The sequence below is a fragment of the Cellulomonas hominis genome (assembly GCF_901521055.1).
Lineage (GTDB): Bacteria > Actinomycetota > Actinomycetes > Actinomycetales > Cellulomonadaceae > Cellulomonas > Cellulomonas endometrii.
Window position 1 is genome coordinate 144,550 of sequence record NZ_CABEGA010000029.1, and the last position, 26,878, is coordinate 171,427.

Annotated in this window: 23 protein-coding genes and 1 pseudogene; 13 read left to right on the forward strand and 11 right to left on the reverse strand. The window is 74.3% G+C overall.

The features are described 5' to 3' along the window. The first annotated feature begins 117 nt into the window (after positions 1-117). Positions 118-966: a PhzF family phenazine biosynthesis protein gene (locus KJP73_RS08730; protein ID WP_213282403.1), complete on the forward strand. Its 849-nt coding sequence runs from the start codon at positions 118-120 to the stop codon at positions 964-966. A gap of 37 nt (positions 967-1,003) precedes the next feature. Here KJP73_RS08730 and KJP73_RS08735 read toward each other — a convergent pair whose 3' ends face one another. From KJP73_RS08735 to KJP73_RS08760, 6 genes are all read right to left on the reverse strand, one after another. After that, positions 1,004-1,960 carry a glycoside hydrolase family 113 gene (locus tag KJP73_RS08735; protein WP_349628301.1) on the reverse strand — a complete coding sequence of 319 codons (957 nt, stop codon included), beginning with the start codon at positions 1,958-1,960 and terminating at the stop codon, positions 1,004-1,006. Then, on the reverse strand, positions 1,957-4,428 hold the full coding sequence (locus KJP73_RS08740) for a glycoside hydrolase family 2 protein (protein ID WP_213282404.1): 2,472 nt from the start codon (positions 4,426-4,428) through the stop codon (positions 1,957-1,959). The genes KJP73_RS08735 and KJP73_RS08740 overlap by 4 nt, the downstream gene beginning before the upstream one ends. Then, positions 4,425-5,279 carry a carbohydrate ABC transporter permease gene (locus KJP73_RS08745; protein ID WP_249669228.1) on the reverse strand — a complete coding sequence of 285 codons (855 nt, stop codon included), beginning with the start codon at positions 5,277-5,279 and terminating at the stop codon, positions 4,425-4,427. Before KJP73_RS08745 ends, KJP73_RS08740 begins: the two co-directional genes overlap by 4 nt. Next, the gene (locus KJP73_RS08750) at positions 5,276-6,205 is read right to left on the reverse strand and encodes a carbohydrate ABC transporter permease (protein WP_433995162.1); all 930 of its coding nucleotides are present in this window, start codon (positions 6,203-6,205) and stop codon (positions 5,276-5,278) included. The genes KJP73_RS08745 and KJP73_RS08750 overlap by 4 nt, the downstream gene beginning before the upstream one ends. A 93-nt stretch (positions 6,206-6,298) precedes the next feature. Further along, the gene (locus KJP73_RS08755; protein ID WP_213282406.1) at positions 6,299-7,606 is read right to left on the reverse strand and encodes an ABC transporter substrate-binding protein; all 1,308 of its coding nucleotides are present in this window, start codon (positions 7,604-7,606) and stop codon (positions 6,299-6,301) included. Positions 7,607-7,744: 138 nt separating this feature from the next. Further along, complete coding sequence (locus KJP73_RS08760; RefSeq protein WP_249669229.1) at positions 7,745-8,761, reverse strand: LacI family DNA-binding transcriptional regulator; 1,017 nt, start codon at positions 8,759-8,761, stop codon at positions 7,745-7,747. A gap of 101 nt (positions 8,762-8,862) precedes the next feature. On the opposite strand from KJP73_RS08760, the gene KJP73_RS08765 reads away from it, so the two are divergent. Next, positions 8,863-9,351 carry an NUDIX domain-containing protein gene (locus KJP73_RS08765; RefSeq protein WP_213282407.1) on the forward strand — a complete coding sequence of 163 codons (489 nt, stop codon included), beginning with the start codon at positions 8,863-8,865 and terminating at the stop codon, positions 9,349-9,351. 12 nt (positions 9,352-9,363) lie between these two features. On the opposite strand, the gene KJP73_RS08770 is transcribed toward KJP73_RS08765, so the two are convergent. Further along, positions 9,364-10,842, reverse strand: coding sequence for an amidase (locus KJP73_RS08770; RefSeq protein WP_213282408.1), 1,479 nt, complete (start codon positions 10,840-10,842; stop codon positions 9,364-9,366). 88 nt (positions 10,843-10,930) lie between these two features. On the opposite strand from KJP73_RS08770, the gene KJP73_RS08775 reads away from it, so the two are divergent. Next, on the forward strand, positions 10,931-11,611 hold the full coding sequence (locus KJP73_RS08775; RefSeq protein WP_213282409.1) for a M23 family metallopeptidase: 681 nt from the start codon (positions 10,931-10,933) through the stop codon (positions 11,609-11,611). 89 nt (positions 11,612-11,700) lie between these two features. Here the strand turns inward: KJP73_RS08775 and KJP73_RS08780 are convergent, their stop codons facing one another. Further along, entirely contained in the window at positions 11,701-11,991 is a 291-nt protein-coding gene (locus KJP73_RS08780) for a hypothetical protein (RefSeq protein ID WP_213282410.1), read from the reverse strand. A gap of 372 nt (positions 11,992-12,363) precedes the next feature. Here KJP73_RS08780 and KJP73_RS08785 point away from each other — a divergent pair, with 372 nt between their 5' ends. Then, positions 12,364-13,383, forward strand: a complete 1,020-nt coding sequence (locus KJP73_RS08785; RefSeq protein ID WP_213282411.1) for an LLM class flavin-dependent oxidoreductase — start codon at positions 12,364-12,366, stop codon at positions 13,381-13,383. A gap of 50 nt (positions 13,384-13,433) precedes the next feature. On the opposite strand, the gene KJP73_RS08790 is transcribed toward KJP73_RS08785, so the two are convergent. Next, a complete protein-coding gene (locus KJP73_RS08790; RefSeq protein ID WP_249669230.1) occupies positions 13,434-14,678 on the reverse strand; it encodes a threonine/serine ThrE exporter family protein in 1,245 nt (414 codons plus the stop codon). 183 nt (positions 14,679-14,861) lie between these two features. Between KJP73_RS08790 and KJP73_RS08795 the strand changes: the two genes are divergently transcribed. From KJP73_RS08795 to KJP73_RS08820, 6 genes are all read left to right on the forward strand, one after another. Beyond that, positions 14,862-16,379 carry an MFS transporter gene (locus KJP73_RS08795; RefSeq protein WP_213282412.1) on the forward strand — a complete coding sequence of 506 codons (1,518 nt, stop codon included), beginning with the start codon at positions 14,862-14,864 and terminating at the stop codon, positions 16,377-16,379. Positions 16,380-16,414: 35 nt separating this feature from the next. Continuing rightward, the gene (locus KJP73_RS08800; protein ID WP_213282463.1) at positions 16,415-17,491 is read left to right on the forward strand and encodes a M24 family metallopeptidase; all 1,077 of its coding nucleotides are present in this window, start codon (positions 16,415-16,417) and stop codon (positions 17,489-17,491) included. Between the two features lie 80 nt (positions 17,492-17,571). After that, complete coding sequence (locus KJP73_RS08805; RefSeq protein ID WP_249669231.1) at positions 17,572-19,038, forward strand: APC family permease; 1,467 nt, start codon at positions 17,572-17,574, stop codon at positions 19,036-19,038. Next, entirely contained in the window at positions 19,035-19,487 is a 453-nt protein-coding gene (locus KJP73_RS08810) for a hypothetical protein (RefSeq protein WP_213282413.1), read from the forward strand. The genes KJP73_RS08805 and KJP73_RS08810 overlap by 4 nt, the downstream gene beginning before the upstream one ends. A 4-nt stretch (positions 19,488-19,491) precedes the next feature. After that, positions 19,492-20,835, forward strand: coding sequence for a dipeptidase (locus KJP73_RS08815; RefSeq protein ID WP_213282414.1), 1,344 nt, complete (start codon positions 19,492-19,494; stop codon positions 20,833-20,835). 83 nt (positions 20,836-20,918) lie between these two features. Further along, the gene (locus KJP73_RS08820; RefSeq protein WP_213282415.1) at positions 20,919-21,734 is read left to right on the forward strand and encodes a transglutaminase-like domain-containing protein; all 816 of its coding nucleotides are present in this window, start codon (positions 20,919-20,921) and stop codon (positions 21,732-21,734) included. On the opposite strand, the gene KJP73_RS08825 is transcribed toward KJP73_RS08820, so the two are convergent. Beyond that, entirely contained in the window at positions 21,731-22,342 is a 612-nt protein-coding gene (locus tag KJP73_RS08825) for a TetR/AcrR family transcriptional regulator (protein WP_213282416.1), read from the reverse strand. The two genes, KJP73_RS08820 and KJP73_RS08825, sit on opposite strands and share 4 nt — an antisense overlap. Positions 22,343-22,483: 141 nt before the next feature. On the opposite strand from KJP73_RS08825, the gene KJP73_RS08830 reads away from it, so the two are divergent. Together KJP73_RS08830 and KJP73_RS08835 are read left to right on the forward strand one after the other, a co-directional pair. Continuing rightward, a complete protein-coding gene (locus KJP73_RS08830) occupies positions 22,484-23,959 on the forward strand; it encodes a DHA2 family efflux MFS transporter permease subunit (RefSeq protein WP_213282417.1) in 1,476 nt (491 codons plus the stop codon). Positions 23,960-23,999: 40 nt separating this feature from the next. Then, a pseudogene (locus tag KJP73_RS08835) lies at positions 24,000-24,764 on the forward strand (NADPH-dependent F420 reductase); the annotation flags it as partial. 19 nt (positions 24,765-24,783) lie between these two features. Here the strand turns inward: KJP73_RS08835 and KJP73_RS08840 are convergent. Next, positions 24,784-25,770, reverse strand: coding sequence for an aldo/keto reductase (locus KJP73_RS08840; RefSeq protein WP_213282419.1), 987 nt, complete (start codon positions 25,768-25,770; stop codon positions 24,784-24,786). A 155-nt stretch (positions 25,771-25,925) separates the two neighbouring features. Here KJP73_RS08840 and KJP73_RS08845 point away from each other — a divergent pair, with 155 nt between their 5' ends. Then, positions 25,926-26,801 carry a helix-turn-helix domain-containing protein gene (locus KJP73_RS08845; protein WP_213282420.1) on the forward strand — a complete coding sequence of 292 codons (876 nt, stop codon included), beginning with the start codon at positions 25,926-25,928 and terminating at the stop codon, positions 26,799-26,801. Positions 26,802-26,878: the final 77 nt, after the last annotated feature.

Genomic DNA, 26,878 nt, shown 5'->3' on the forward strand with positions numbered 1-26,878 from the left:
CGCACCCCCGGCCCGCGAGGTCGTCACTCCCGGCCGAGGTCGCCACTCCTGCGTGACGACCTCGTGCCGGAGTGACGACCTCGGTGTCCCGGACCCCGCGCGTCGTACCGTGACGGCATGGCACCCGCTGACTCCCGCCGCTTCTCGCAGGTCGACGTGTTCACCGCCGAGCCCTACCTCGGCAACCCGGTGGCCGTGGTGCACGACGCCGACGGGCTCAGCGACGAGGCGATGGCAGCATTCGCGCGCTGGACGAACCTGTCGGAGACGACGTTCCTGCTGCGGCCCACCGACCCGGCGGCCGACTACCGGCTGCGGATCTTCACGCCCGGCGGGGAGCTGCCGTTCGCCGGGCACCCGACGCTCGGGTCCTGCCACGCCTGGCTGGCGGCGGGCGGCCGGCCCGCGGGCGCGACCGATGTCGTCCAGGAGTGCGGCGTCGGCCTGGTGACGCTGCGGCAGGGCGCGCACGGCCTGCGGTTCGCCGCCCCGCCCCCGAGCACCGACGCCCCGATCGCCGAGGACCTGCTCCGGGGCTTCGTCGCCGCGCTCGGCATCCCGCCGGAGAGCGTGGTCGACCACCGGTTCCTCGACAACGGCCCCCGCTGGAACGTCCTGCTGCTCGACTCCGCGGAGCGCGTCCTGACGCTGACGCCCGACTTCACCCGCCTGGACGCCGAGCACCTGGGCGTCGTCGGCCCGTACCCGGACGGCGGGCCCGCCGCGTTCGAGCTGCGCGGGTTCGCGCCCGGCATCGGCGTGCCCGAGGACCCGGTCACGGGGAGCCTCAACGCCGTCGTCGGCCAGTGGCTCACCTCGACCGGCCGCGCACCGGCGGAGTACCTCGCGTCGCAGGGCACCGTCCTGGGCCGCCGCGGCCGGATCCACGTGGAGCGCGACGCCGACGGCACCGTGTGGGTGGGCGGCGCGACCGTCACCTGCATCGAGGGCACGGTCCGGGTCTGACGGCCCGGGCCCGGTCCGACGCGCGCAGGGCCGCGCCTCAGGCGGTCATCGCCCGGTACGCCGCGTCGACCACCTCCGCCCCCGGCTTCCCGTAGACGCAGTACGCCCCGTCGACGGCCGCGGCACCGCGGTCCGGCAGCCGCGCCGGCCAGTCCCACAGGAAGAACCCCGCCACCCACGGCCGTGAGGAGCAGGCGCGGAACATCTGCGCCAGGTAGGACGCCTGCTCCTCCCCCGAGGGTCCGCCCGGGTGCGTCCAGTCGTTCGGCCGGGCGGCGGCGCCCTCCCGAGCGGGGCAGCCGGCCTCCAGGAACACGAACGGCTTGCGCTCCCGCGCCACGACGCGCTCGATCCGGTCGAGGTTCTGGTCCCAGGTGCCGGCCGGGTAGTAGCCGGACGCACCGATGACGTCCACGGCGTCCCACCAGGTCAGCCGGTCCTCCTGGTACTTGTCGCAGTTGTAGGTGACCAGGCCGGGGTAGACCGCGCGGACCTGCCGGACGAGCTCGCGCCACTCAGCCTCGTGCGCGTCGGCCCGGACCATCTCGCAGCCCACGCAGAACATCTCGGCGCCCTCCTCGGTGGCGATGCGCGCGTGGTGCACCACGTAGGCGGTGTAGGACGCGAACCACTCGCCCCACGTCGGCTCGCCGGGGACGTCGGCGTCGAAGAAACCGATGTGCGCGCGCCACGTCCCGTCCGCGCAGTCGACGACCGGCTTCAGGCAGACGCGCCATCCCCGGTCGTGCGCGTCCCGGACGGCGCGCCGGATCTCGTCGTCCGTGACCACCCTGCCGTCGTCCACCGGGACCTGCGTGGACTGCGCGGTGGCCTGCTGGACCGCGTACGCCAGCGCGACCCACCGCACCCCGCTCAGTCCGGCCAGCTCGTCCGCCGACCGCGCGGCCTCCGCGCCCATCCACGTGCCGCGGACGCCCGTCCACCCCCACGTCATGCCGGTGACCGGCGCGCCCTCGATCGCCGGGGTGCTCACCGGCGCGACCCCCCGACGAGCTGGTTGGTGTGCCGCAGGACGCGCGGGTCCGCGAGCGCCGCGACATCGAGCCCCGGCCCCGCCGTGACGTCGAACGTCACGCTCTCCCCGGGCAGGAGCGTCACCAGCATGTCGTCTACCACCGCGTCGGGGTCCACCCGGTCGACCAGCAGCGCGAGGTCCTGCACGAGCACGTCCGTGGTCACGCGGACCCGCGCCCCGGAGGGTGTGGCGACGGCCTCGACCCGCAGGTCCGGCTGCTGCAGGGCGCTGTCGCGGGGCTCGGCGTAGAACCACGTCGCGCGCTCCCCGTCCACCGTCGCGACCAGCACCTCCGCGGCCCGGTCGCCCGGCGTGGCCGGCCCCGCGGGCACCGGCACCGTGACCGCCGACCGCGCCGCGACCTCGACGGCGACCTTGATCCCGTCGAGCTCGACGCCGTCGAACCGGTGCCGGCGCACCACCAGGTCGGCGTGCCACGGCTCCGGCGCGTCGTTGACCACGACCACCGCGAGCGTGCGCGCGCCGTCGACGTCCCGGGGCTGGATCGTCACGAGCCGGTCCGCGTAGGCGTGCCGCAGCGCGTACAGGAGCGGCTTCGCGCGGCCGTCGCCGTCGATCGCGGACCACGACGTCACCGGCCAGCAGTCGTTCAGCTGCCACACCACGGAGCCGGAGCACACCGGGGACCACGACCGCAGGTGCTCGACCGCGAGCCGGACGGCCGCCGCCTGGTTGAGCGACATCGCCCAGTGCCAGTCGGCCATGTCGTCGGGCAGCGGCAGGTGCCGCACGAGCCCGTCGGTCAGCTTGTCGTTGCCCTGCATCGCCTTCTGGTGCACGAGCATCCCGGGGGACTCCGGGGTCAGCGGGTCGTCACTCACCGCCCGCGTGAGGGTCGACCAGGCGGGCGGGCCCTGCCAGCCGTACTCCGCGAGGAACCGCGGCACCACGTCCCGGTAGTGCGGGTAGTCCTGGCGGTTCCACAGGTCCCAGGAGTGCATCGAGCCGTGCGCCGGGTCGTTCGGGGCTGTGTCGAGGCTGCCCGACCACGGGCTCGACGGCGTGTACGGACGGTCCGGGTCGAGCTCGGCGAGCAGCGCGGGCAGCAGCCCTGTGTAGTAGCCGAGGCCCCAGGTGCGCCCGTCGAGCCGCGGCTCCCACCCCCACTCCTGGAAGCCCCAGATGTTCTCGTTGCTGCCGTTCCACAGCACCAGGGAGGCGTGGTGCGCGAGGCGGGCCACGTTGTCCCGCACCTCGGCCTCGACCTCCCCGCGCAGCGGCTCCTCCTCCGCGTACGCCGCGCACGCGAACAGGAAGTCCTGCCAGGTCAGCACGCCGCGCTCGTCGCACAGGTCGTAGAAGTCGTCGGCCTCGTAGATCCCGCCGCCCCACACGCGCAGCAGGTTGACGTGCGCGCGCTCGGCCTGAGCGATGCGGGCGGCGTACCGCTCGCGCGTCACCCGGTGCGGGAACGCGTCGTCGGGGATCCAGTTGGCCCCGCGCACCCAGACCGGCACGTCGTTGACCACGAACGTGAACGACGTCCCGTGGTCGTCGGGCAGCAGGTCCAGGCGCACCGTGCGGAAGCCGACCCGCCGCCGCCGGGTCTCCAGGACGGTGCCGGCCCCCGCGAGCTCGACGTCCACGTCGTACAGCGGCTGGGCGCCGTGGCCGCGGGGCCACCACCGCTCGACGGCGGGCAGGTCGACGTCGACGGTCACCGCGTCACGCGTGACGGGCACGGTGGCCGCCCGCCCGCCGGCCCGCACGGTCAGCGTGAGCGCCTCCGAGCCGTCCCGCTCCAGCCGCGACCGGACCCGCACGCGGCCGTCCTCGCCGTCCACGGTGGCCTCGACCCGCACGTCCGCGAGGCGGGCGGTGGACCAGGACTCGAGCCGCACGGGCCGCCAGATGCCCGAGGTCGCCGTGTCCGGTCCCCAGTCCCAGCCGAAGCTGCACGCCATCTTCCGGATCGCGTTGAACGGGTGCCGGTTCACCTGCGGCCGGTACCCGAGGGCGAGGCTCTGCGCGTCGGCGTACCGCACGGGCGACGCGAACCGGACGACCAGCTCGTTGTCCCCCGGCACGAGCAGCTGCGCGACCGCGTACCGGTACGTCCGGTGCATGTTCGCGCTCCGGCCGACCTCCGTGCCGTTCACCAGCACGGTGGCGACCGTGTCGAGCCCGTCGAAGACCAGGTCGTGGTGCGTGTGGCCGTCGGGCTGCCAGGCGAACCGCGTGCGGTACTCCCAGTCGCACCGGCCGATCCAGCCGAGGACCGCCTCGTTGTCGTCCAGGTACGGGTCGTCGATCAGGCCGGCGGCCATCAGGTCGGTGTGCACGCTGCCCGGCACGGTGGCGGGGACCTCGTCGAGCCGCAGGCCCCGCGGGACCGGGCCCGCGGCCGCCCGCACGGTCCAGCCGTCGTGCAGGTCTCGGGTGGCGCTCGGCCGGGGGTCGCTCACTTCGTCGCTCCTGAGGTCAGTCCGTTGTAGATGTGCCGCTGCAGCAGGAGGAACGCGACCACCGTCGGCACGATCACCAGGATGGTCCCGGCCGCGATGACTTCCCACTGGGAGCCGAAGGGCCCCTTGAACCGGAACAGGGACGTCGAGATGACGCCGAGGTCCCGCGAGGGCATGTAGAGGAAGGGGATGTAGAACTCGTTGTAGACCGCGATGCCCTTGATGATCACGACGGTGGCGACCGCCGGCCGCAGCAGCGGGAAGATGATCCGGGCGTAGATGGTCAGCCGGTTGGCGCCGTCGAGCATCGCGGCCTCGTCCAGCGAGCGCGGGATCGAGCGCATGAACTGCAGGAAGATGTAGATCGCGATGATGTCCGTGCCCATGAACAGCACGACCGCCGCCCACCGGGTGTTGAACAGGCCCAGCCCCGTGACGATCTGGAACGTCGCGACCTGCGTGGTCACCGCCGGGACGAGCGTCGCCAGCAGGAACAGCCCCATGACCAGCCGGCGGCCGCGGAACTCGAACCGGTCGACCGCGTAGGCCGTCATCGTGCCGATGAGGATGGTCCCCACCAGCGCGATCACGAGGATGACCGTCGTGTTCACGAATCCCTGCAGCATGTGCCCGCGCGTGAACGCGGTGACGAAGTTGTCGAGGTTGACCCAGCTCGCGGGCGGGTCCAGCGGGCTGGTTGTCGCGTACTCCTCGCGGGTCTTGAACGCCGCCATGAAGACCGTCGCGAGCGGGATCAGCGCGACCGCGCACGCCACGAGCAGCGAGGCGTACTTCAGCACGGTGCCGACGGGCCCGAGCAGCGGGGCCAGCCGGCCGCGGACGGCGCTCACGCCAGGTCCCCCTGCTCGTCGGGGAGCAGCCGGCGCTGCACCCACGTGATCACGAGCACCAGGACCAGCAGCACGACCGCCATCGCCGACGCCAGCCCCACCTTGGAGAACGTGAAGGCCGTGGTGACGGTCTGGATCACGAACGTCTCGGACCCGTTCGCGCCGCCGGTCATGATGAACGGGATCTCGAACACCGACAGGGCGCCGGACACCGCCAGCACCAGCGACAGGCCCACGATCTGCCGGATGCCGGGGAAGATGATGAACCGGAACTTCTGCCAGGACGTCGCACCGTCCAGGTCCGCCGCCTCGTACAGCTCCGCGGGGATCGCCTGGATCGCGCCGAGGAACAGCACGAAGTTCAGGCCCATGTACCGCCACACCGACGTGCCGGCCAGTGACACGTTCACCAGCGAGGGGTCGCCGAGCCACTGCGGCGGGTCGGCCACCCCGACCAGGGCGAGCAGCGCGTCGAGCGTCCCGCCGGGCCGGAAGAAGAACAGGAACACCAGCCCGATCGCGACGCCGTTGAGCAGGTACGGGAAGAACAGGACGCCCTTGAACACATTCCGCAGGCGGGTGCGGAAGCTGAGGACCGTCGCGAAGTACAGGGCGAGCGCCAGCTGCAGGAGCGCGCCGCCGAGGTAGTAGAGGCTGACCAGTAACACCCGGAACATCTCCGGCCGGGTGAAGATCTGCACGTAGTTGTCCAGCCCCACCGGCTCCTTCACCGGGTCGATCCCGTCCCACGACGTGACGCTGTACCAGACCATGTTCGCCACGGGGACGTAGGTGAACAGGATCAGCAGGCCCAGCGGCACGACCAGGAAGAGCCACGGGGTGATCCGCCACCCGTGGCGGGAGGTCCCGTGCGTCGCAGCACGGGGCGCAGGGGGCACCGACGCGGGTGCGCGGGTTCCGTTCATGACGGCCATGAGGTGCTCATCTCTCCGAGTGCTCCGCACGCCGGTCCCGGCCGGGGCGTGCCGGTGCGGGACCGGCGTGCGACGCGTGTGCTCTCAGCCGGCGACCGTGGCGCGAGCCTGCGCCCAGCGGGCGTTCAGGTCGTCGAAGAACGACGCCTTGTCACCCGACGCCGCGCCACGGGCGACGTCGACGAGCTGCCGCCGGTACTGGTCGCCGAACAGGTCGATCTCCGCCGCCTGGTAGATGTCGGAGTCGAGCGACTCCTCCCCCTCCGGCGCCGGGGCGATCTCCACCTGCTCCACACCGACGGCCTCGAAGTCGGTGAGCGTCGCGGGAGCGTCCGCGCCGACGAGCGGGGAGATGCCGCCCTGGTCCTCGGCGAACGTCGACTCGTCGAGGAACCAGTCGACCCAGGCCCGCGCCGCCTCCTTGTTGCCGGAGTGCTTGGAGATGCCGATCTTGTAGTCGCCGCCGACCGTGCTCCGGAACGTGCCGTCCGTCTGCCACGGCATCGGCCAGAACCCGATGTCGTCCGGGGACCCGCCCACCGCCTCGGCCGCGGCCTGCATCTGCGGGACCGCCCACGAGCCGAGCACCATCGTCGCGATCTCCCCGGAGCCGAGCAGGTTCTTCGACTCCTCCCAGTTCGTCGTCGTCGGGTCCTCCTCGGTCAGACCCTCCGCGACCACGTCGAAGAGCAGCCCGTCGATCGCGTACTGCTCCTTCCCCTCGCTCCAGGGCGCGTCGTCGGCGTCCCGCTCCTGGATGGCCGTGGGGCCGGCCACCGAGCCCTGGTTGCTCTGCCACTGCGACAGTGGCCACCCGTCGGCGTAGTTCGTGTAGTAGGGCACCGCGTCCGTCTTCTCGTCGATCGCCCGCAGCGCGTCGAGGAACTCCTCCTCCGTCGCCGGCGGCTCCGTGATCCCGGCCTCGGCCCACACCTTCGTGTTGAGCGCGTAGCCCATCGCGGTGCCGAATGTCGCGATCCCGTACACCTGGCCGTCGTACGACTGCTCGGGCAGGAACCGGTAGGTCCCCTCCAGCTCGGCGGTGGTGCCCAGCGGCTCGAAGAACTGCGGGAGCTGGTCCTTGGTCACCGTGTTGGGGATCAGCAGGACGTCGCCGTAGTCCTGCGAGCTCAGCCGGATCGACACGTCGCCCTCGTAGTCGGTCAGGGCCTCGAACTCGACGTCCACGTCGGGGTAGGTCTCCTGGAACTGGGCGACGTAGTCCTGCAGCGTCGTGTCGACGATGTCGGTGCGGTTCGTGAGCACGGTGATCTCCCCGGAGACCCCGCCCTCACCGCCCGACCCGTTCCCGTCGTCCCCGCCCGAGCAGGCCGTCGTCAGTGCCAGCGTCGTCAGGGCCACCATCGCGGTGACCGCGTGCTTCCTCGCCATCGTGCTTCCCATCTCGCTGTCGTCATTGACGCGCGCCGGGAGCGGCGGGACCGTCGGTCCCCGCCCGGAGCAACGAGACCGAGTGAAGCGGTTAAGTTGTGTTAAGTCAACGCCCTCCGTCGACCGGGTCCGGCGTCCTCAGCCCGCGACGCGTGCCGTCGTGCCGCGCGGCCGCAGCAGCGGCGTCGAGTCGAGGAAGCTGCCCGCCGGGGCGCCGTCCATCCGCTCGAACAGGCGGCGCGCCACGTGCGCGCCGTACCGGGTCACGTCGTGACTGAGGGCCGACAGCCGCGGGTACGTCGCCTCGCACAGCGGCGAGTCGTCCCAGGCGATCAGCGAGACGTCGTCCGGGACCCGCAGCCCCACCTCGTGCGCGACGCCGAGGCCCGCGACGGCCATGACGTCGTTGTCGTAGATCAGCGCCGTGGGCCGCCGGTCCCCGGTCAGCAGCGCGCGGGTCACGCCCGCGCCCTGAACCGCCGTGTAGTCGGTGCGGGCGATCACGCCGTCGACCCCGAGAAGCGCGGTCTCAGCCACGAACGCGTCGTCGCGGATGTGCGTGTGCCCGAACGTCTCCACGCCGCCGACCCGGGCGATCCTGCGGTGCCCCATCGCGTGCAGGTACCGCACGGACTCCCGCATCGCCGACGCGTCGTCCGTCCAGACGGTGGTGAGGCCGGCGGCGAGCGACGGGTCCCCGACGACCACCGCAGGCAGGGCGCCCGGCGCACCCAGCAGAGCCACGCGGGGGTCGTCGACGCGCGGGTCCACCATGACGACGCCGTCGACCCGCCGCGCGGCCTGCCACGCGCGGTACGTCTCGAGCTCGGTCCCGACGTCGGGGACCACCTGGAGCAGCAGCGCGTGCGAACGCTTGGTCAGCTCCGTCTCGATGCCCGCGAGGAACTGCATGTAGAACGACTCGACCCCCAGCGTCCGCGGGTCGCGGGCCAGCACGAAGCCGATCGTCTCCGTGCGCGCTCCGGACAGCGACCGCGCGGCGGAGCTCGGCGCCCACCCCAGCTCGGTCGCGATCCGCAGCACCCGCGCCCGGGTCTCGTCGGACACGCCGGGCCGGTTGTTCAGCGCGTACGACACCGCACCCGTCGACACACCGGCCTGCCGCGCGATGTCCGCGATCGTGATCCGCGCCACCGCTCCTCCTCCGTGCCGGGGCCCGCGCCGGGGCGCGACGACCCTACCGCCGGCGCCGCGTCCGCCGCGCACCCGCGTGTGGGCGCTGCCAGAGTGCAGCCATGACCACCACCGCCCGCACCAGCGCGGGCCTGCTGCTGCACCGCCCCGCGCCGGCGGGCGTCGAGGTCCTGCTCGGCCACATGGGCGGCCCGTTCTGGGCCCGCAAGCAGCAGGGTGCGTGGACCGTGCCGAAGGGCGAGCCGCTCGACGGGGAGGACCCGCACGACACGGCGCTGCGCGAGTTCGCGGAGGAGGTCGGCGTGCCCGCACCGCCCGGCGACGAGGTGGACCTCGGGGAGGTCCGGCAGCGCGCCGGCAAGGTCGTGCGGGTGTGGGCGCGGGCGGCGGACCTGGACCTGGACGGGCTCGCGTCCGCGCGGGGGCCGGTCAGCGAGGTGACCGTCGACTGGCCGCCCCGCAGCGGGCGGACGGTCACCTTCCCGGAGCTGGACGAGCTGCGGTGGCTGCCCGTCGAGGACGCCCGGCCGCTGGTGGTCGCGGCGCAGGCGGCGTTCCTGGACCGGCTGCTCGACCACCTCGCGGGCTGAGCAGGCCCCTCGTCACCACACCGGCGGCCGCCGGTCCGGCCACCGCAGCCGGTCCTCCAGCTGCGCCGCGAGCGCCAGCAGCGTGTGCTCCCCGCCGGGGCGCCCGACGAGCTGCACGCCCATGGGCAGCCCGGCGGGCGCGGCGGCGTCCGGGGTCGTCCAGGTGACGGGCACGGTGATCGCGGGCAGCCCGGCGACGTTGATCATCGACGTGTACGGCGTGTACCGGCACTGCTGCTCGAAGTTCCGCTCGGGGTCCTGCGCGTCGTACCAGCCGATCGGCCGGGGGGTCATCGCCATCGCCGGCAGCAGCACCGCGTCGTGCTCGTCGACCCGCGCCACGAGGGTCCGCTCGAACCGGGCGAGGGCCGCGAGCGCCTCGGCCAGCGCGCGGGCCGGGACGGCGCGGCCGCTCTCGACCAGCCAGCGCGTCAGCGGTTCGAGCAGCGCGAGCCGTTCCGGGTCGTCGACCGGCACGGCGGCGGCGCCGGCCATCCACAGCGTCCGGAACGCGGGCGCGTAGGCGGGGTCGGGCTCCCACTCCGGCGGCTCCGTCAGGTCGTGCCCGAGCGCGGCCAGCGTGGCCGCCGCGGTGTCGAACGCCGCCCGCGCCTCGGGGTCGAGGGCGATGTCGTAGGTCGCCGACCACGCGCTGAAGGTGCTGACCCCGATCCGGAAGGTCGTGCGCCCGTCGGGGGTCGACCCGCGGCGCGCGGCGTCCAGGTACGAGCCCGGCGCCCCGGCGAGGGTCCGCAGCGTGCGGGGGTGCGGCACCGAGCCGTCGGCGCGGCGCGGGAGCATCCCCTCCAGCAGCAGCGCCGCGTCCGCCGTGGTCCGGGCGAGGGGTCCGTGCACGACGAGCCCGCCGAGGGACTCCACCCCGCCGCCGGCCGGCAGCAGCCCGCGGGTCGGCTTCAGCCCGACGAGCCCGCACGCCGCCGCGGGGATCCGGATCGACCCGCCGCCGTCCGACCCGGGCGCGACCGGCAGCATCCCGGCCGCGACCGCTGCTGCCGCGCCCCCGCTGGACCCCCCGGCCCCGCGCGTGAGGTCCCACGGGTTGCGCGCGGGCGGGCCGGCGAGCGGCTCGGTGTGCGACGGGAAGCCCAGCTCCGGCGCGGCCGTCTTGCCCAGCGACACGCTCCCGGCCGCGTCGAGCACCTGCACGACGTCGCTGCTGACCTCGGGGACGTACCGGTGCGGCCCGGCGAACGCGCGCGAGCCGAAGCCCGTGGGGACACCGGCGCGGTCGCCGAGGTCCTTGTCGCCGGTCGGCAGCCCCCACAGCACCGCGCCGGCGTCGGGTCCCCGGTGCCCCAGGTCCGCGGCCCGCCGCCGCGCCGCGTCCGCCGTCACCGTGCTGAACGCCCCGAGCGCCGGGTTCAGCCGCTCGACGCGCGCGAGGTAGTGGTCGACGACGTCCTCGGGGTCGAGCGACCCGGCACGCAGGCCGTCCCGCAGGTCCAGGGCGGTCCGGTCGTGCAGCGTCATCCGGTCAGCGTAGGTCGCGCGCCGCGGCCGCCGGGCCGGTGCGCTGCTCTACGGTGGGCGCGTCGACCCCCGACCCGGGAGGGCACCGATGCCCGAGACCGCCACCGTCACCCTGTCCCTGCCGTTCACCGGCCGCTGGGCGGTGCAGAACAGCCCCGCGCGCCGCGTGCCCAGCCACGGGACCGACCTGTACGGCATGCAGTACGCCATCGACTTCGTGGGCGTGGACGACCGGCGGCGCACCGCGCGCCGCAACGACTGGCGCACCGCGATCGCCACGGAGCCGCCCGAGCGGTTCGTCGCGTTCGGCAGGCCGCTGCTGGCACCGGCGGACGGGGTCGTGGTGGCGGCGGTCGACGGGGAGCCCGACCACCACGCCCGCCGGTCGCCGATCACGCTGGCCTCCTACGCGATGGGCCAGGCCTCCCGCGTGCGGCACGGCCTGCGGGCGGTCGCGGGGAACCACGTGGTGCTCGAGCTCGCGGACGGCGGCGGTTTCGTCGCGCTGGTGCACCTGCGGTCCGGGTCGGTCGCCGTGGAGCCGGGTCAGCCCGTGACGACGGGTCAGCCGCTCGGCGCCTGCGGGAACTCCGGCAACTCCACCCAGCCGCACGTGCACCTGCAGGTCACGGACAGCGCGGACTTCGCCACCGCGCGCGGCGTGCCCGTCGCGTTCCGGTCGTTCCGGGAGTGGCCCCGGGGCGGCGGCGCGCAGGACCGCGCGGTCGGCGTCCCGGACGAGGGCGCGGTGGTCGAGCCGCTCGGTTGAGCGCGCCCACGGGCCGGCGGGCCCACCTGGCGTCATCACGGACCGCTTCTCGCCACGAGGAACGACGTCCGCGGTGAGGGTAGGGCGGGCTACGGCGTCGAGCTCGGGCTCGGCGCGGGTGCCGGCATGCCCGCGTCCAGCCGGGCGTCGTCGAGCTCGGTCTGGCTGATCGTCCAGTGGTCCTCGTCGCACACGGGCGCACCGACGGTCGCCGCCTCCACCCCGTCGACGGTCGTGGCGTGCAGCGTCCACTCGGTGCAGTCGCCCTCGTGGCCGCCCAGCGAGAAGCCGAGCGTCTCCCCGGGGTCGACGGTGTACCTCGGCGGACCACTCTCGATGGTGATCGCCAGGGGCTCCTCGGTGTCGTTGGTGATCGCCATCGCGGCTCGCGGGGGGTTGCCCACCCCGCACCCGATCAACGCCAGCGACCCGAGCACTGCGACGGTAGCCGCGCGGGCGCGCGCCGCCCGGTGGGGCGTCAGGGGGCCACGCAGCCGATGGTCACCGCGGCGGCAGCCACCCGCCACACAGCGTGCTTCCGACTCACCAGCACAGCAGCCTCCACCAGCTCCCCCTCGGCTCGCTCTCGCGAGCGAACACTCGCAGCGCGGACCCGGGTCGCGTGGCCGAACGGTGCGCAGGTCACCCGGACGGCTCACCGGCTGCCGCCGCGCAGGAGCGCCGACGCGTCGCATGACGTCCATCTCACCGCCACCCGGAACACGACCGGCGAGCTGGCGGTTACCCCGACCATGACCCTCCGCCTCTCGATCCTCGACCTCGCCCCCATCGCCCCCGGGGAGACGGCGGCAGACAGCTTCGCGGCGTCCGTCGCGCTGGCGCAGCAGGCCGAGAAGAGCGGCTACCGGCGGGTCTGGTACGCGGAGCACCACAACATGAGCTCCATCGCGTCGAGCGCCACCTCGGTGCTCATCGCCCACGTCGCGAGCCAGACCTCGACGATCCGGCTCGGCGCCGGAGGCGTGATGCTGCCGAACCACTCGCCCCTGACCATCGCCGAGCAGTTCGGCACCCTCGAGGCCCTGCACCCGGGGCGGATCGACCTCGGCCTCGGCCGCGCACCGGGCGGGGACCAGGCGACCTTCCGCGCCCTGCGGCGCGACCCTGCTGCGTCGGACCAGTTCCCCCAGGACGTCGTCGAGCTCCAGGCCTTCCTCGCCGGTCGGTCGCGCGTCCCCGGCGTGACCGCCACCCCGGGGGCCGGGTCCGACGTCCCGCTCTACATCCTGGGATCGTCGCTGTTCGGCGCGCACCTCGCAGCCGCGCTCGGGCTCCCCTACGCCTTCGCCTCCCACTTCGCACCGGCCGCGCTGCACGACGCCGTCGCCGCCTACCGGCGCGAGTTCCAGCCGTCGCGCCAGCTCGAGCAGCCGTACGTGATCGCCGGCGTCAACGCCATCGCGTCGGCCGACCACGACGACGCGCTCGAGCAGCACACGCAGGTCAAGCGCGCGCGCCTCCTGATGATGCTGCGGCAGAGCGGTCAGATCCCGCTGGACCACACGTTCGACGACGACGAGCTCGACCTCCTGCTCGCGTCGCCCGTGGGAGCGCAGGTGGCGAGCATGACGACCTACACGGGCGTCGGCACCGGCCCCGAGGTCGCCGCGTACGTCGAGGACTTCGCGCGGACGGCGGACGCCGACGAGGTCATCGTCGCGCACTCCTCGCTGAGGACAGCCGCGCGCATCCGGTCCGTCGAGCTGCTGGCGGCGCACGCCGGCATCGAGGCGCCCTCACCGCTGAGGTGACCCGGCGTCCCGGACGAGGGCGCGGTGGTCGAGGCGCCTGACGGACCGTCCTACAGCCCGCGCCACCCGCCGGTCGCCCGGCCGACGCGCTCGGACAGCCCGCTCCCCACGAGCACCCCGACGGCGACCGCGACGACGGTGAGCAGCGCGTTGAGGAAGTCGCCCAGGCCCGCGGCGGCGTCCGCCCCGACGATCTCCGTGACCCCCTGCAGCCCGAGCGCGCCCGGCACCAGCAGCCAGAACGCCGGCAGGAACGTGACGGGGACGGGCGGCCCGGAGGGGCGCTGCTGGATGGCGTACGCGAGCGGCAGCACGACGGCGCCGGCCGCGCAGCTGGCGCCGAGCGGCCCGAGCACGAGACCCGCCGCGGCCTGCGCGCCGTACGCGGCGCCGAGGACGACCAGCAGCCAGGGCAGCGTGCGGGGGGCGACCGAGTACGCGACGAAGACGCCGAGGCCGAACACCAGCACCCCGAGCCACGGCGCCCACGCCCCGAGCGGGACGTCCTGCGCCGGCGCCTGCGGGAGCCCGGCGACCTCCACGCCGAGCGCGATGCCGAACGTGAGGAGCAGCAGGCGCTCGAGGCCGAACACGAGCCGCGACGCCCCGGAGACCATCGACCCCGACGCCAGCTCGATGGTCGCCATCGTGAGCGCGGCGCCGGGCAGCAGCGTCACGAGCGACGGGATCACGATGTCGAGCGGCGCGGCGTGCAGGACGGGCTCGGCGAACGTGAAGGCGAGCCAGGTGACGACGACGGCGGTGAGCATCGGGAGGACCACGGCGACCCCCGGGGACCGTTCCGCCCAGAGCCCGAGGAGACCGACGAGGACCCCGAGCACGACGTAGGCGGGCAGCGCCGAGGCGGTGGGGTTCAGCAGCAGCCCCAGCCCGAGGGTGAGCACGCTCGTCCCGGCGACCCGCCACCACGGCGGGAAGCGGGCCGGCGCGGTCAGCAGCTCCCGGAGCCGGGAGGCGGCGTCCGCCACCGCCACCTCGCCGTGCCGGATGTCGTCGATGAGCCGGTACAGCGCGTCGACCTGGTCGAGGCGGAGGGCAGCGCGGGCGACGGGCGCGAAGTCCACCCGGGTCGAGTCGCCCGCGGCGATGCGGACGAACACCCCGGTCGGCAGCACGAAGAATCGGACCTGCGCCGCGGCGTAGACCCGGGCGACGTCGTCGAGGATCAGCGTGACCCGGTCGGCGGCGTCGCCCGCCCGCTGCATCGCGACCCCGAGGTGGCGCAGGAGGTCGAGGACGGCCTCCGGCGGCTGCTCGGCCACCTGCGGCAGCACGGGCGGGTCCGGCGACAGACGCCGCGCGAGGGCGACCCTGGCACGGAGGAGCCGGCGGCGTCCCGGAGCAGCCACGTCCCCAGGATGGTCGGCGCCGCGGGGGCCGCGATCACCCCCGCCGGGTGATCGCCGCCGCCGTGACCGGCTCTAGCGTCGTGACGGACGCACAGCGAGGGGCAGCCGATGCCGGACGGACGACGCACGTCGACGCGCGGGGTGCTGGCCGCCACGTGCCTGTCGACGCTCGTGGTCAACGCGAACACGTCGGCGGTGAGCATCCTGCTGCCGGCGATCAGCGAGGACACCGGGACCCCGGTCGACACGCTGCAGTGGGCGGTCACCGGCTACTCCCTGGTCGGGGCGGCGGTCATCATCACGTCGGGCTCGCTGGGTGACGTGTTCGGCCGCAAGCGGGTGTTCCAGCTCGGGCTGCTGCTGTTCGTGGCGTCGTGCGTGCTCATCGCGCTGTCGGACAGCGGCGCCGGGGTGATCGCCGGCCGCCTGATCCAGGGCGCCGCGGGCGCGACGATCCTCGCCTGCGGGCTGAGCCTGCTCTCGGTCGCCGCCGACGGCGAGGAGCAGCTGCGCTGGGTCTCGCTGTGGGGGGCCGCCGCCGCGGTGGGCGCCGCCGCGGGCCCGCTGGTCGGCGGCGTGCTGGTCGACGTGACCGGCTGGCAGGGGCTGTTCTGGATCGACGCCGCGGTGGGCGTGCTGTGCATGGGCATCACCTGGGCCACCGTCGCCGAGTCGCGCGACCCGGACCGGCCGCGGTCCATCGACTACCTGGGCACCGTCCTGGTCGCGCTGACGCTGATGCCGCTGATCCTGGGCGTCAGCAAGAGCGGCGACTGGGGGTGGCTGTCCGCGGCCACGCTCGGCTGCTTCGCGGTCAGCGTCGTCGCCGGCTGGCTGTTCGTCGTCGTCGAGAAGCGGGTCGCGGTCCCCCTGCTGCACCTGGAGCTGCTGCGCAACCGGGTCCTGGTCGGCGCGACGCTCGCGATCCTCATCGGCGCCGGCACGATCAACGCGTTGATGTACCTGCTGAGCCTGTACTTCCAGAGCCCCGTGGCCCTCGGCTTCAGCCCGCTGGAGGCCGGCCTGGCCACCCTGCCGGCGACCGTCGGGCTCGTGCTGGTGGCCCCGCTGGTGCCGCGGCTCGCGATGCGGCTCGGCGGCCGGCAGGTCATCGGGGTGGGCTTCGCGCTCACCACGGCCGGGTTCGTGGTCGTCGGCCTGACCGACGCGTCGTGGACGTACCTGGCGTTCCTTGTGCCGCTGGTGGCGATCGCGGTCGGCATGGGGCTGTCGAACGGACCGTCCTCCTCCGCGGCGACCGCGTCCGTGCCGGAGGAGCAGGTCGGCGAGGCGTCCGGGGTGTCGAACATGGCCCGGTACGTCGGTGCGGCGGTCGCCACCGCCCTGGCCGCGACGATCTACTCCTCGGTCGACGCGAACCGGCGCGCCGACGGTGCGGCCGAGGGGGACGCCCTCGCCGCCGGGCTCGCCTCCGCCTCGTGGGTGATGGCGGTGCTCAGCGCCGTCGGCGTCCTGCTCACGTTCGTCGCGATCCGCCGGCACCCTGCGGGGACCGGGACCTTCCGCGACGCGGCCGCGGCTGCCTCCGCGCACCTCATCACCCTGCCGGCACCGGCGAGCGCCACGCCCACGCAGCCCGGTCCGGTCGCCGGGGGTGCCCCGTGACCGAGCCGTTCACGCGCGGGGACTACGCCGCCCGGATGGCGCGGGTGGTCGCCGACGCCCGCGCCGCCGGGCTGGACGGCGTGCTCGTCACTCCGGGGCCCGATCTGGTGTGGCTGACCGGCTACCGCCCGACCGCGGTCACCGAGCGCCTGACGATGCTGCTGCTGACCGGCGACCGGGAGCCGACCCTGCTCGTCCCGCGGCTGGAGCGCCCCGACGCCGAGGGCGCCGTCGGCGCGGCCGCCGCGACGCTGGCCGACTGGCCCGACGGCGCCGACCCGTACGCGGCCGCGTCGGCGCTGCTGCGCCCCGACGGGCGGTACGGGGTCTCGGACAACGCGTGGGCCCTGCACCTCCTGCACCTCCAGCGGGCCCTGCCGGGCACCTCCTACGACCCGCTCACGGGGTGCCTGCCGATGCTCCGCGCGGTGAAGGACGAGGACGAGCTCGTCCGGATGGCTGCCGCCGCTGCCGCCGCTGACGCGACGTACGAGGAGATCGTGCACGTCCCGTTCGCCGGGCGCCGGGAGACGGAGGTCGCGGGCGACCTCGCCGACCTGCTGCGCCGGTACGGGCACGAGCAGGTCGACTTCACCGTCGTCGGCTCCGGGCCGAACGGCGCGAACCCGCACCACGAGGCCGGGGACCGGGTGATCCGGGACGGCGACTGCGTGGTGCTCGACTTCGGCGGCCTGATGGCGGGGTACGGCTCCGACACCAGCCGCACGGTCAGCGTCGGCGAGCCGACGCCGGAGGTCCGGGCCGTCCACGACGTCGTCCGCCGGGCGCAGGAGGCCGGCGTCGCGGCGGTGCGCCCGGGCGTCGCGTGCCAGGAGGTCGACCGCGCCGCGCGGGCGGTCATCACCGAGGCCGGGTACGGCGAGCAGTTCATCCACCGGACCGGGCACGGCATCGGCGTCACCACCCACGAGCCGCCGTACATGATCGAGGGCGAGGAGCTGCCGCTCGTCCCGGGGATGTGCTTCTCCGTCGAGCCCGGCGTGTACCTCGCCGGGCGGTTCGGCGTCCGCATCGAGGACATCGTCACCGTCACCGAGGACGGTGGCCGGCGGCTCAACACGACCAGCCGCGAGCTGCGGGTGGTCGCCTGATTCACCCGCACGAGGTGACGCGGCTCCGGAAGGGGCCCACGACGGTGGACGTGAGCAGCACCCGTGGCGAGGAGGCAGCGATGAGCACGATGGACGTTCCCGCCGGCCAGCCGGTGGCGGCGGGCCGGACCCGCGCCGCGGCGCCCGCGACCCACTGGATCTCGTGGGTCGCGCTGGCGATGATGACGACGAGCTCCGTCGCCAGCCTGCGGGCCGCGCCGACGATGGCGGTCTACGGCCTCGCCTGCGTGTTCCTCTACATCGTCCCCGCGATCGTGTTCCTGCTGCCGACCTCGCTGGTCTCCGCGGAGCTGGCGTCGGGCTACAAGGGCGGCATCTACAACTGGGTGTCCCGCGGCATCTCGAAGCCGATGGGCTTCCTCGCCGTCTGGTGCCAGTTCGCCATGACGATCTTCTACTACCCGAGCCTGCTCGGGTTCGTCGCCAGCACGCTGGCCTACGTCATCAACCCCGCCCTGGCCACGAGCGGCGTGTGGACGGCCTGCGTGATCGTGGTCGTCTACTGGTCCGGCGTCTGGGTGTCGTCCCGCGGGACCTCCGGCGTCGCGGGGCTGGCGAGCGGCGGGCTCATCATCGGCACGCTGATCCCCGGCGTCGTGCTCGTGACGCTGGGCGTCGTGTTCCTCGGCCAGGGCAACGCCCCGGCGGCGCCGATGGACGCGAGCCACATCCTGCCCGCGTGGGCGGGGCTGTCCAGCCTGGTGCTGATCGTCAACAACTTCCTGTCGTACTCCGGCATGGAGATGAACGCGGTGCACGTGGGCTCGCTGAAGAAGCCCGACAAGGAGTTCCCGCGCGCGATGTTCCTGGCGATGGCCCTGGTCCTGACGATCTTCATCCTGCCGGCCCTGGTGATCAGCTGGATCGTCCCGGCGGAGGAGCTGTCGCTGACCGCCGGCGTGATGCAGGCGTTCGACGCGGTGTTCGCCCAGTTCGGCGTGCAGGCGCTGACGCCGATCTTCGGGATCATGCTGGTGGCCGCCTCGCTCGGCGGCATGCTCACCTGGCTGGCCGGGCCGTCCAAGGGGCTGCTGCTGATCTCTCGGCAGGAGGGCTACCTGCCGCCCTACCTGCAGCGGCTGAACAAGCACGGCGTGCAGCAGAACATCCTCGTCACGCAGGGCGTCGTCACGACGGTCATCGCCCTCGGCTACGCGCTGATCCCGGACGTGTCGAGCGCCTACTGGATCTTCTCGGTCATCACCACGCAGGTGTACCTGATCATGTACCTGCTGATGTTCGTCGCGGCCGTCCGGCTCCGGCGCCACGACCCCGACCACCCCCGCGGCTACCGGGCGCCGATGCTCGTGGGGCTGTGCGGCGTCGGCTTCGCGGCGTCGCTGGCCGCCCTGCTCGTCGGGTTCGTCCCGCCCTCGCAGTTCGGCGGCGGCAACCCGTGGGTCTACCTGCTCATCGTCGGCGGCGGCGCGCTCGGGCTCGGGCTGCTGGTGCCGTTCATCTTCTACCGGCTGCGCAAGCCGTCGTGGAAGCAGCCCGTGGCGGACGAGGAGGTGGCGGCGTCATGACCGAGGTCGAGCAGGACGTGGGCCCGGGGCCCCGCAACACGCTGCTCTACTGGATCACGGGCGCGATCCTGGCCGTGCTCACGGTGGTCGCGCTGATCGCGTACCGGGGCGCGCAGGAGGACGAGGCGGCCTCCGCGAAGGCCGACGAGCTCCTCGTCGTGCTCGAGGAGGCCGGCGTGGAGCGCCTGCCCGACAAGGACCAGGTCGTGCGGGTGCTCGGCGACGACGGCGGGTCCGTCTGCCAGGACCCGGGCCACGCGCTGCGGCAGGCCACCCTGTTCTCGATGCTGACGAACGGGGCGACCGGTCCGGGCATGCGTCCCGTCATCGCCGACAGCCGCCTGGTGCGGGGCCAGCTCGCCGTGATGAGCGTGTACTGCCCCGACGAGATCGAGGACGTCAGGCAGTGGCTCGACGACCTCCCCACCGACGACCACGTGCGGGGCTGACGCCGTGGACCTGGCCGAGCGGGTGGCCCAGCAGATGCCGCGCGTCCGGGACGAGCTGGCCGAGCTCGTCGCGATCCCGTCCGTGGCCGACCCCCGGCAGTTCCCCGCCGAGAACTGCGCGCGGGCGGCGCAGTGGGTGGTCGACGCCTTCCGCGACGCCGGGTTCGCGGACATCGGGCTGCACCGGACGGCCGACGGCAGCGACGCCGTCGTGGGGTCGCGCCCGGCCGCCGACCCCGCCGCCCCGACCGTCCTGCTCTACGCCCACTACGACGTCCAGCCGCCGCTCGACGACGCGGCCTGGCGCACGCCGCCGTTCGAGCTGACCGAGGCCGACGGCCGCTGGTACGGCCGCGGCGCGGCCGACTGCAAGGGCAACATCGTCATGCACCTCGCGGCGCTGCGGGCGCTGGGGGACGACGTGCCCGTCCACCTGCGGCTGGTGGTCGAGGGCTCCGAGGAGCAGGGCACGGGCGGGCTCGAGGACTTCGTCCCGGGGCACGCGGACCTGCTGCGCGCCGACGCGATCCTGGTGTGCGACACCGGGGACGCCGCCGTCGGCGTGCCGGCCGTCACCGTCAGCCTCCGCGGGATGGTCAACGTGGTCGTGCGCGTCGACGCCCTGCCGACCGAGCTGCACTCCGGCATGTTCGGCGGACCCGCGCCCGACGCCCTGGCCGCCCTCGTCACGGTGCTCGCGTCACTGCGGGACGCGAAGGGCGACACCACGGTCCAGGGCCTGGACAACTCGCAGACGTGGACCGGCGCGCCGTACGACCCGGACGCGTTCCGCGCCGACATCGGGCTCGCCGCCGGGGGGACGCTGCTGGGCTCCGGCACCGTCTCCGACATGCTCTGGGCGCGCCCCGCCCTGACGGTCCTCGGCATCGACTGCCCGCCCGTCGTCGGGTCGGCGGCGGCGATCGTCCCGCGCGCGGCGGCGCGGCTCAACCTCCGCATCCCGCCCGGCACCCTGCCGGACCAGGCGCTCGCGGCGCTGACCGAGCACCTCACGCGCGCCGCGCCGTGGGGCGTGGCCGTCACCGTCGAGACCGAGGCCGTGGGGATGCCGTTCCGCGCGGACACCAGCGGTCCGGCCTACACGGCGATGCGCTCCGCCATGCAGGACGCGTTCGGCCGCGACATGACCCTGCTCGGCCAGGGCGGCTCGATCCCGCTGTGCAACGTCTTCGCGGAGACGTACCCCGGGGCCGAGATCCTGCTGCTCGGGGTGGAGGAGCCGCAGGCGCTCATCCACGCGCCGAACGAGAGCGTCGACCCGGACGAGATCCGGCGCCTCGCCACGGCGGAGGCGCTGTTCCTCCAGCGGTACGCTCGCCGCGGTTGACGCGCAGCAGCGGGAGGTCCGGGATGGTGCCGGCGGGACGTGGGGAGCCGGGCGTCGACGCCGCGTGGTCGGAGCCCGGGCTCATGACCGACGCCGGAGCGTCCAGCCACCTCCTGGCGGGCCTCCCCGGGGACCCCGCCGGGATCGCGCGGGTCGTCCAGGGCCTGCTCGTGCACGAGTTCTGGGCCGCCGCGTACGGCGTCTCGCTCGCCGAGCCCGAGCGCGACCTGGTCAACCTGCGGCGGGTCGAGCAGGTGCTCGACGCGGTCACGCGTCGCGACGACCGGCCGCTCGACGTCACCCGTGAGCCGCACCAGCGGGTCGCGACGAACTGCCGCGGTTTCACCGTCATGGCCGTGACCCTGCTCCGCACCGCCGGTGTGCCGGCCCGGGCGCGCTGCGGCTTCGGGGCCTACTTCGCTCCCGGCTGGTACGAGGACCACTGGGTGGCCGAGTACCACGACGGGGACCGGTGGAAGCTGCTCGACGCCCAGGTCGACGAGCTCCAGCGGCGGCAGCTGGGGATCGACTTCGACCTGACGGACGTGCCGCGCGACGAGTTCGTGATCGCGGGCGACGCCTGGACCATGACGCGGGCGGGGCGCGCGGACCCGGACCGGTTCGGCCTGACCTCTCTCCACGAGGCCGGGGCGTGGTGGATCGCCGCGAACCTGATGCGCGACGCCGCTGCCCTGGACGGCGTCGAGCTGCTGCCCTGGGACCTGTGGGGCGGCATGCCGGGACCTGACGACGCCATCGACGTGGCGCTCTTCGACGAGCTCGCCGACGCGACCGCCGGTCCGTCGATGGCCGACGTCCGGCGGTTGCTGGCCGACGACCGCCTGCGGGTGCCGGACGAGGTCTTCAACGTCCAGCACCGCCGCAGGGAGGTCCTCTAGGGAGCCGCTGCGGCGGCCTGGTGCCGCGGCGCCGACCACCCGGTGCGCAGCAGGGCCGCCAGCCCGGGACCGGACGACTCGTCCGCCATGGCGGCGCCCCGCACCCAGCTGATGGCCAGCACGGCCAGGAAGAGGTCCCGGCCGCGGACGTCGGCCCGCGCGCTGCCCTCCTGCTGGGCCGCTCCCAGGAACTCGTCCGTCACCGAGACGAAGCCCTGGCAGGTCAGCGCGAGCGGGGAGGTCTCCTCGTCCAGCGCGGCGCGCAGCGGCTCGGGCAGGCCGTCGAAGGCGCTCGCCCACGCCGCGAGCGCGTCCAGCCACCGCGCGAGGGCGTCGGCCGCGTCGGTCTGCTCGGTGGCGATGTCCAAGCGCCGCTGCTCCAGCTCGTCGGCGCGGGCGTCCAGCAGCGCGGCGAGCAGCGCGCCCCGGTTCGGGAAGTGCCGGTACAGCGTCCCGGGCCCGACCCCCGCCTGCTTGGCGATCGCGTCCAGCGAGCCCCCGACGCCGTGCTCGGCGAAGTAGTGCTCGGCCGTGTCGAGGATGTGGCTGCGGTTGCGCTGCGCGTCGGTGCGCGGCCTGCGGGCTCCGCCGGTCGCCGTCTGGGACACCTGTGCCGCCTTCCCGTTGACAATCCGGAGACACTCTCCGTATGGTCGTTCCGCCTAACCGGAGACTATCTCCATCTCGCTGCCGTCACCACCCCCGCACGACGGCGGCCAGCTCCGACGACCGGGAGACCACGCCCAGCGATGACCACCACCCCGACCTCGACGGCGACCGCAGCAGCCGTCCCGCAGGCACCCGACGCCGATCCCCACGCACGGCTGCCCCGTGGCGACGCCCTGGTCATCGGCCTGCTGATGGGCTCGTCCTTCATCGTCCTGCTCAACGAGATGCTGCTCGGGGTGGCGCTGCCCACCCTGATCGCGGACCTGGGCATCACCCCGGCGACCGGCCAGTGGCTGACCACGGGCTACCTGCTGACGCTGGCCGTGCTGGTCCCGGCCACCGGGTTCGTGATGCAGCGGTTCCACGTCCGCACGATCTTCCTCGGTGCGATGTCGCTGTTCGTCGTGGGGACCGCTGTCGCCGCGGCCGCGCCCGGCTTCGGCGTGCTGCTGGCCGGCCGGATCGTCCAGGCGGTGGGCACCGCCGTGTTCGTCCCGCTGCTGATGACGACCGCCATGCGCCTGGTCCCCGCCGCTCGCCGGGGCACCACGATGGCCCTGGTCACGGCGGTGCCGGCGATCGCGCCCGCCGTCGGCCCGGCGGTGTCCGGGCTCGTGCTGTCGCAGCTGCCCTGGCGGTGGCTGTTCCTCCTGGTCCTGCCGATCGCGCTGGCGGGCCTGGCGCTCGGCGCGGCGAAGCTGAGGAACATCACCACGCCGGAGCCGGTCACGCTCGACCTGCTGTCGCTGGCCCTGTCCGCCGTCGGGTTCGGGGCGCTGGTCTTCGGCCTGGCCTCGATCGGCGAGTCGGTCACCGGCCACGTCCTCGTCCCGCCGCTGGTCCCGATCGCGGTCGGCCTGGTCGGCGTCGCGGCGTTCGTGCTGCGCCAGCTCGCGCTGCGACGGCACGCCGAGCCGTTCCTCGACATGCGGATCTTCCGCACGCGGCCCTTCGCGCTGTCCCTGGTCGTGATGATCGTCGTCGCGATGAACGGGTTCGGCACCGCGCTCGTCCTGCCCCTGGTCCTCACCGGCGTGCAGGGCCTCAGCACGCTCGCGATCGGGCTGTTCCTGGTCCCGAGCGGAGCGGTCATCGCCCTGGTGTCGGGCCTCGGCGGCCGGGTCTACGACCGGGTCGGGCCGCGCCCGCTGGCCATCCCCGGCGCGCTGATCTGGACGGCGTCGCTGTGGTTCCTCAGCACACTCGACCGCGGCACCGGCGTCGGCACGCTGCTCGTCGCGTACCTGGTGATGTCCGCCGCCCAGGCGATGATGTGGGCGCCGCTGACCACCACCGCGCTGTCCTCGCTGCGCGCGAACCTCTACCCGCACGGCACCGCGGCGTTCACGACCGCGCAGCAGCTCGCCGGGGCCGCGGGCGGCGCGGTGCTCGTCTCGGCCTACACGATCGCCTCCCGCGCGGCGGACGCCGGCGCCCTCAGCGTCGACGAGGCGGTCGCGGCGGGCCGCGGGGCCTTCACCGCCGCCGCGGTCATCGCGCTCGGCGCCGTCGTCGGGACCCTCTTCATCGGGAAGCCGGCCCCGACCTCCCGCTGACCGGCCGGATCGACCCGGTCCGGCACGACCTCGCACCTCGACCAGAAGGAGACACACCATGCGCATCGGCATCCTCGGCGTGGGGAACATCGGAGCCGTCCTCACCCAGCGGCTCAGCGAGCGCGGCCACGAGGTGAAGGTCGCGAACTCCCGCGGACCGCACACCATCCCCGCCGACCTCCTCACCTCCGGCGCCCGGGCCGTCGAGGCGGCCGACGTCGTCACCGACGTCGACGCCCTGATCATCTCCGTCCCGCTCGCCCGCGTGCCAGACATCCGGCCGCTCGTCGACCGCCTGCCGGACGCCGCGGTCGTGCTGGACACCTCCAACTACTACCCGCAGCGGGACGGGCACGTCGCCGCGCTCGACGCGGGCCAGGTCGAGAGCCTGTGGGTGTCCGAGCAGCTCGGCGGCCGCCGCGTCGTCAAGGCGTGGAACGCGATCCTCGCCTCGTCGTTCCGCACCCGGGCGACCCCTGCCGGCGACCCCGACCGGATCGCGGTGCCCGTCGCCGCGGACCGCGACGAGGACCGCAGGCTCGGCATGGCGCTGGTGGAGGACACCGGTTTCGAGGGGTTCGACGCCGGCACCCTCGCGGACTCGTGGCGGCAGCAGCCCGGCACGCCCGCCTACTGCACCGACCTGACCGGCCCCGCGCTGGGCGCCGCACTGGCAGCCGCGGTCCCCGGCCGAGCCCCGCGGCGCCGGGACCTCGGGGCGACCGTCATCGCCGAGCTGATGGACGGCGGCACCGAGCGCGGCGACGACTTCTTCGTCGAGCTCAACCGGCTCCTGTCCAGCTGAGCCGGCGGCCCTCCCCGGGTCAGCGGTCGATGGTCGCCATGTTGGCCTCGTCGTGCCGCTCACCGGCCGCGGGCTCCAGGCGGTCCAGGCGGGCGAGCTGGTCGCGGGTGAGCTCGACGTCGTCGGCGGCGGTGTTCTCCTCCACCCGTGAGACCCGTCGCGTGCCGGGGATCGGGGCGATGTCCTCGCCACGGCTGAGGATCCAGGCGAGGGCGGTCTGGGCCGGGGTGGCACCGATCTCCGCGCCGATCGCCCGGACCTCGTCGACGAGCGCGAGGTTGCGCCGGAAGTTCTCCCCGGTGAAGCGCGGGTTGGTCCGGCGCCAGTCGTCCTCGGCGAAGTCGGCCACGGTGCGGATCTGCCCGGTCAGCAGGCCGTGGCCGAGCGGGGAGTACGGCACGAACCCGATGCCGAGCTCCCGCAGCAGCGGCAGGATCTCCGCCTCGACGTCGCGGGTCCACAGCGAGTACTCGGTCTGCAGCGCCGTGACCGGGTGCACGGCGTGCGCGCGGCGGACGGTCTGCGGGCTCGCCTCGGACAGGCCGATGTGCCGGACCTTGCCCGCGGCGACCAGGTCCGCGAGCGCACCGACGGTGTCCTCGATCGGCGTGCTCCGGTCGACGCGGTGCTGGTAGTACAGGTCGATGTGGTCGGTGCCGAGCCGGCGCAGGGCGCCCTCGACGGCAGCCCGCACGTTCGCGGGGCTGCTGTCGGTCACGCCGGGCGCGGGGTCGCCGTGCCCGTGGCTGACGAGGCCGAACTTGGTCGCGATGACGACCTGGTCCCGCCGGCCCCGGACGGCCCGGCCGACGACCTCCTCGCTGTGGAACGGGCCGTAGATCTCGGCCGTGTCGATGTGGGTGACCCCGAGGTCCAGGGCGCGGTGGATCGTGCGGATCGACTCGTCGTCGTCCACGGCGCCCTCGCTCGTGTACGTGCCGGCCATCGTCATGGCCCCCAGGCCGATGCGGGAGACCTCGAGGCCTCCGAGCCGTGCGGTCTTCATGGTGCGTGCCCTCCGTCGTCGGGCCGGCGCCCGTGTCGCGGGGCCGGCGTGCTCACGACCCAGGGGACCGCGCCGCCGGGGTCCGGAGAAGTCACTGTCGGAGCGTGTACCGGCAGCCCACCCCGGGCCGCGCGGCCCGGCCGTACGGTGACGGTGTGGACAACCGCGAGGAGGTCAAGGACTTCCTGACGAGCCGCCGCGCCCGGCTCACCCCGGCCGCCGCCGGGCTCACCGCCTACGCGGCGAACCGGCGGGTGCCGGGCCTGCGGCGCAGCGAGGTCGCGGACCTGGCCGGCGTGAGCGTGGAGTACTACGCGCAGCTGGAGCGCGGTGACCTCGCGGGCGTGTCCGACGGCGTCCTGGACGCGCTCGCCCGCGCGCTGCAGCTCGACGAGGCGGAGCGCGGGCACCTGGCCGACCTCGCCCGCGCCGCCGGACCGGGGAGGCGCCGACGACGCGGGCCGGACCCGGGCGAGGTCCGGCCGGGCGTGCAGCGCCTCCTCGACCTCATGGGCGACGCCGTGCCGGTGATCGTCAACAACGGCCGCCTGGACCTGGTGGGCGCGAACGCGCTGGGCCGCGTCCTGTTCTCCCCCGTCCTCGCCGCGCCCCGGCCGGCCGGCGCCGCCGCGAACCACGCCCGGTTCACCTTCCTGGACGACCGCGCCCGCGACTTCTGGACCCACTGGAAGCGGGCCGCGGACGACGCGGTCTCCCAGCTGCGCACCGAGGCGGGACGCGACCCGTACGACCGCGACCTGACCGACCTCGTCGGCGAGCTCAGCACCCGGAGCCCCGAGTTCCGCACCCGCTGGGCGGCGCACGAGGTCCGCCTGCACCGCACCGGGCGCAAGGACGTCCGGCACCCCGTCGTCGGTGACCTGCACCTCGACTTCGAGGTCCTGGAGCTGCCCGCCGACCCCGGCCTGACGCTGATCACGTTCACCACGCGCGCCGGGTCCCCGGACGAGGACGCCCTCCGCGTCCTCGCGACCTGGTCGGCCACCCGGACCGCGTCGACCCCGGGCTGACGGTTCCCGGCTCACCACCCGGGCGAGGGGCCCCGCGCGACGCGGCTGCCGGACGCGCGTGGTTGACACGGTCGCGT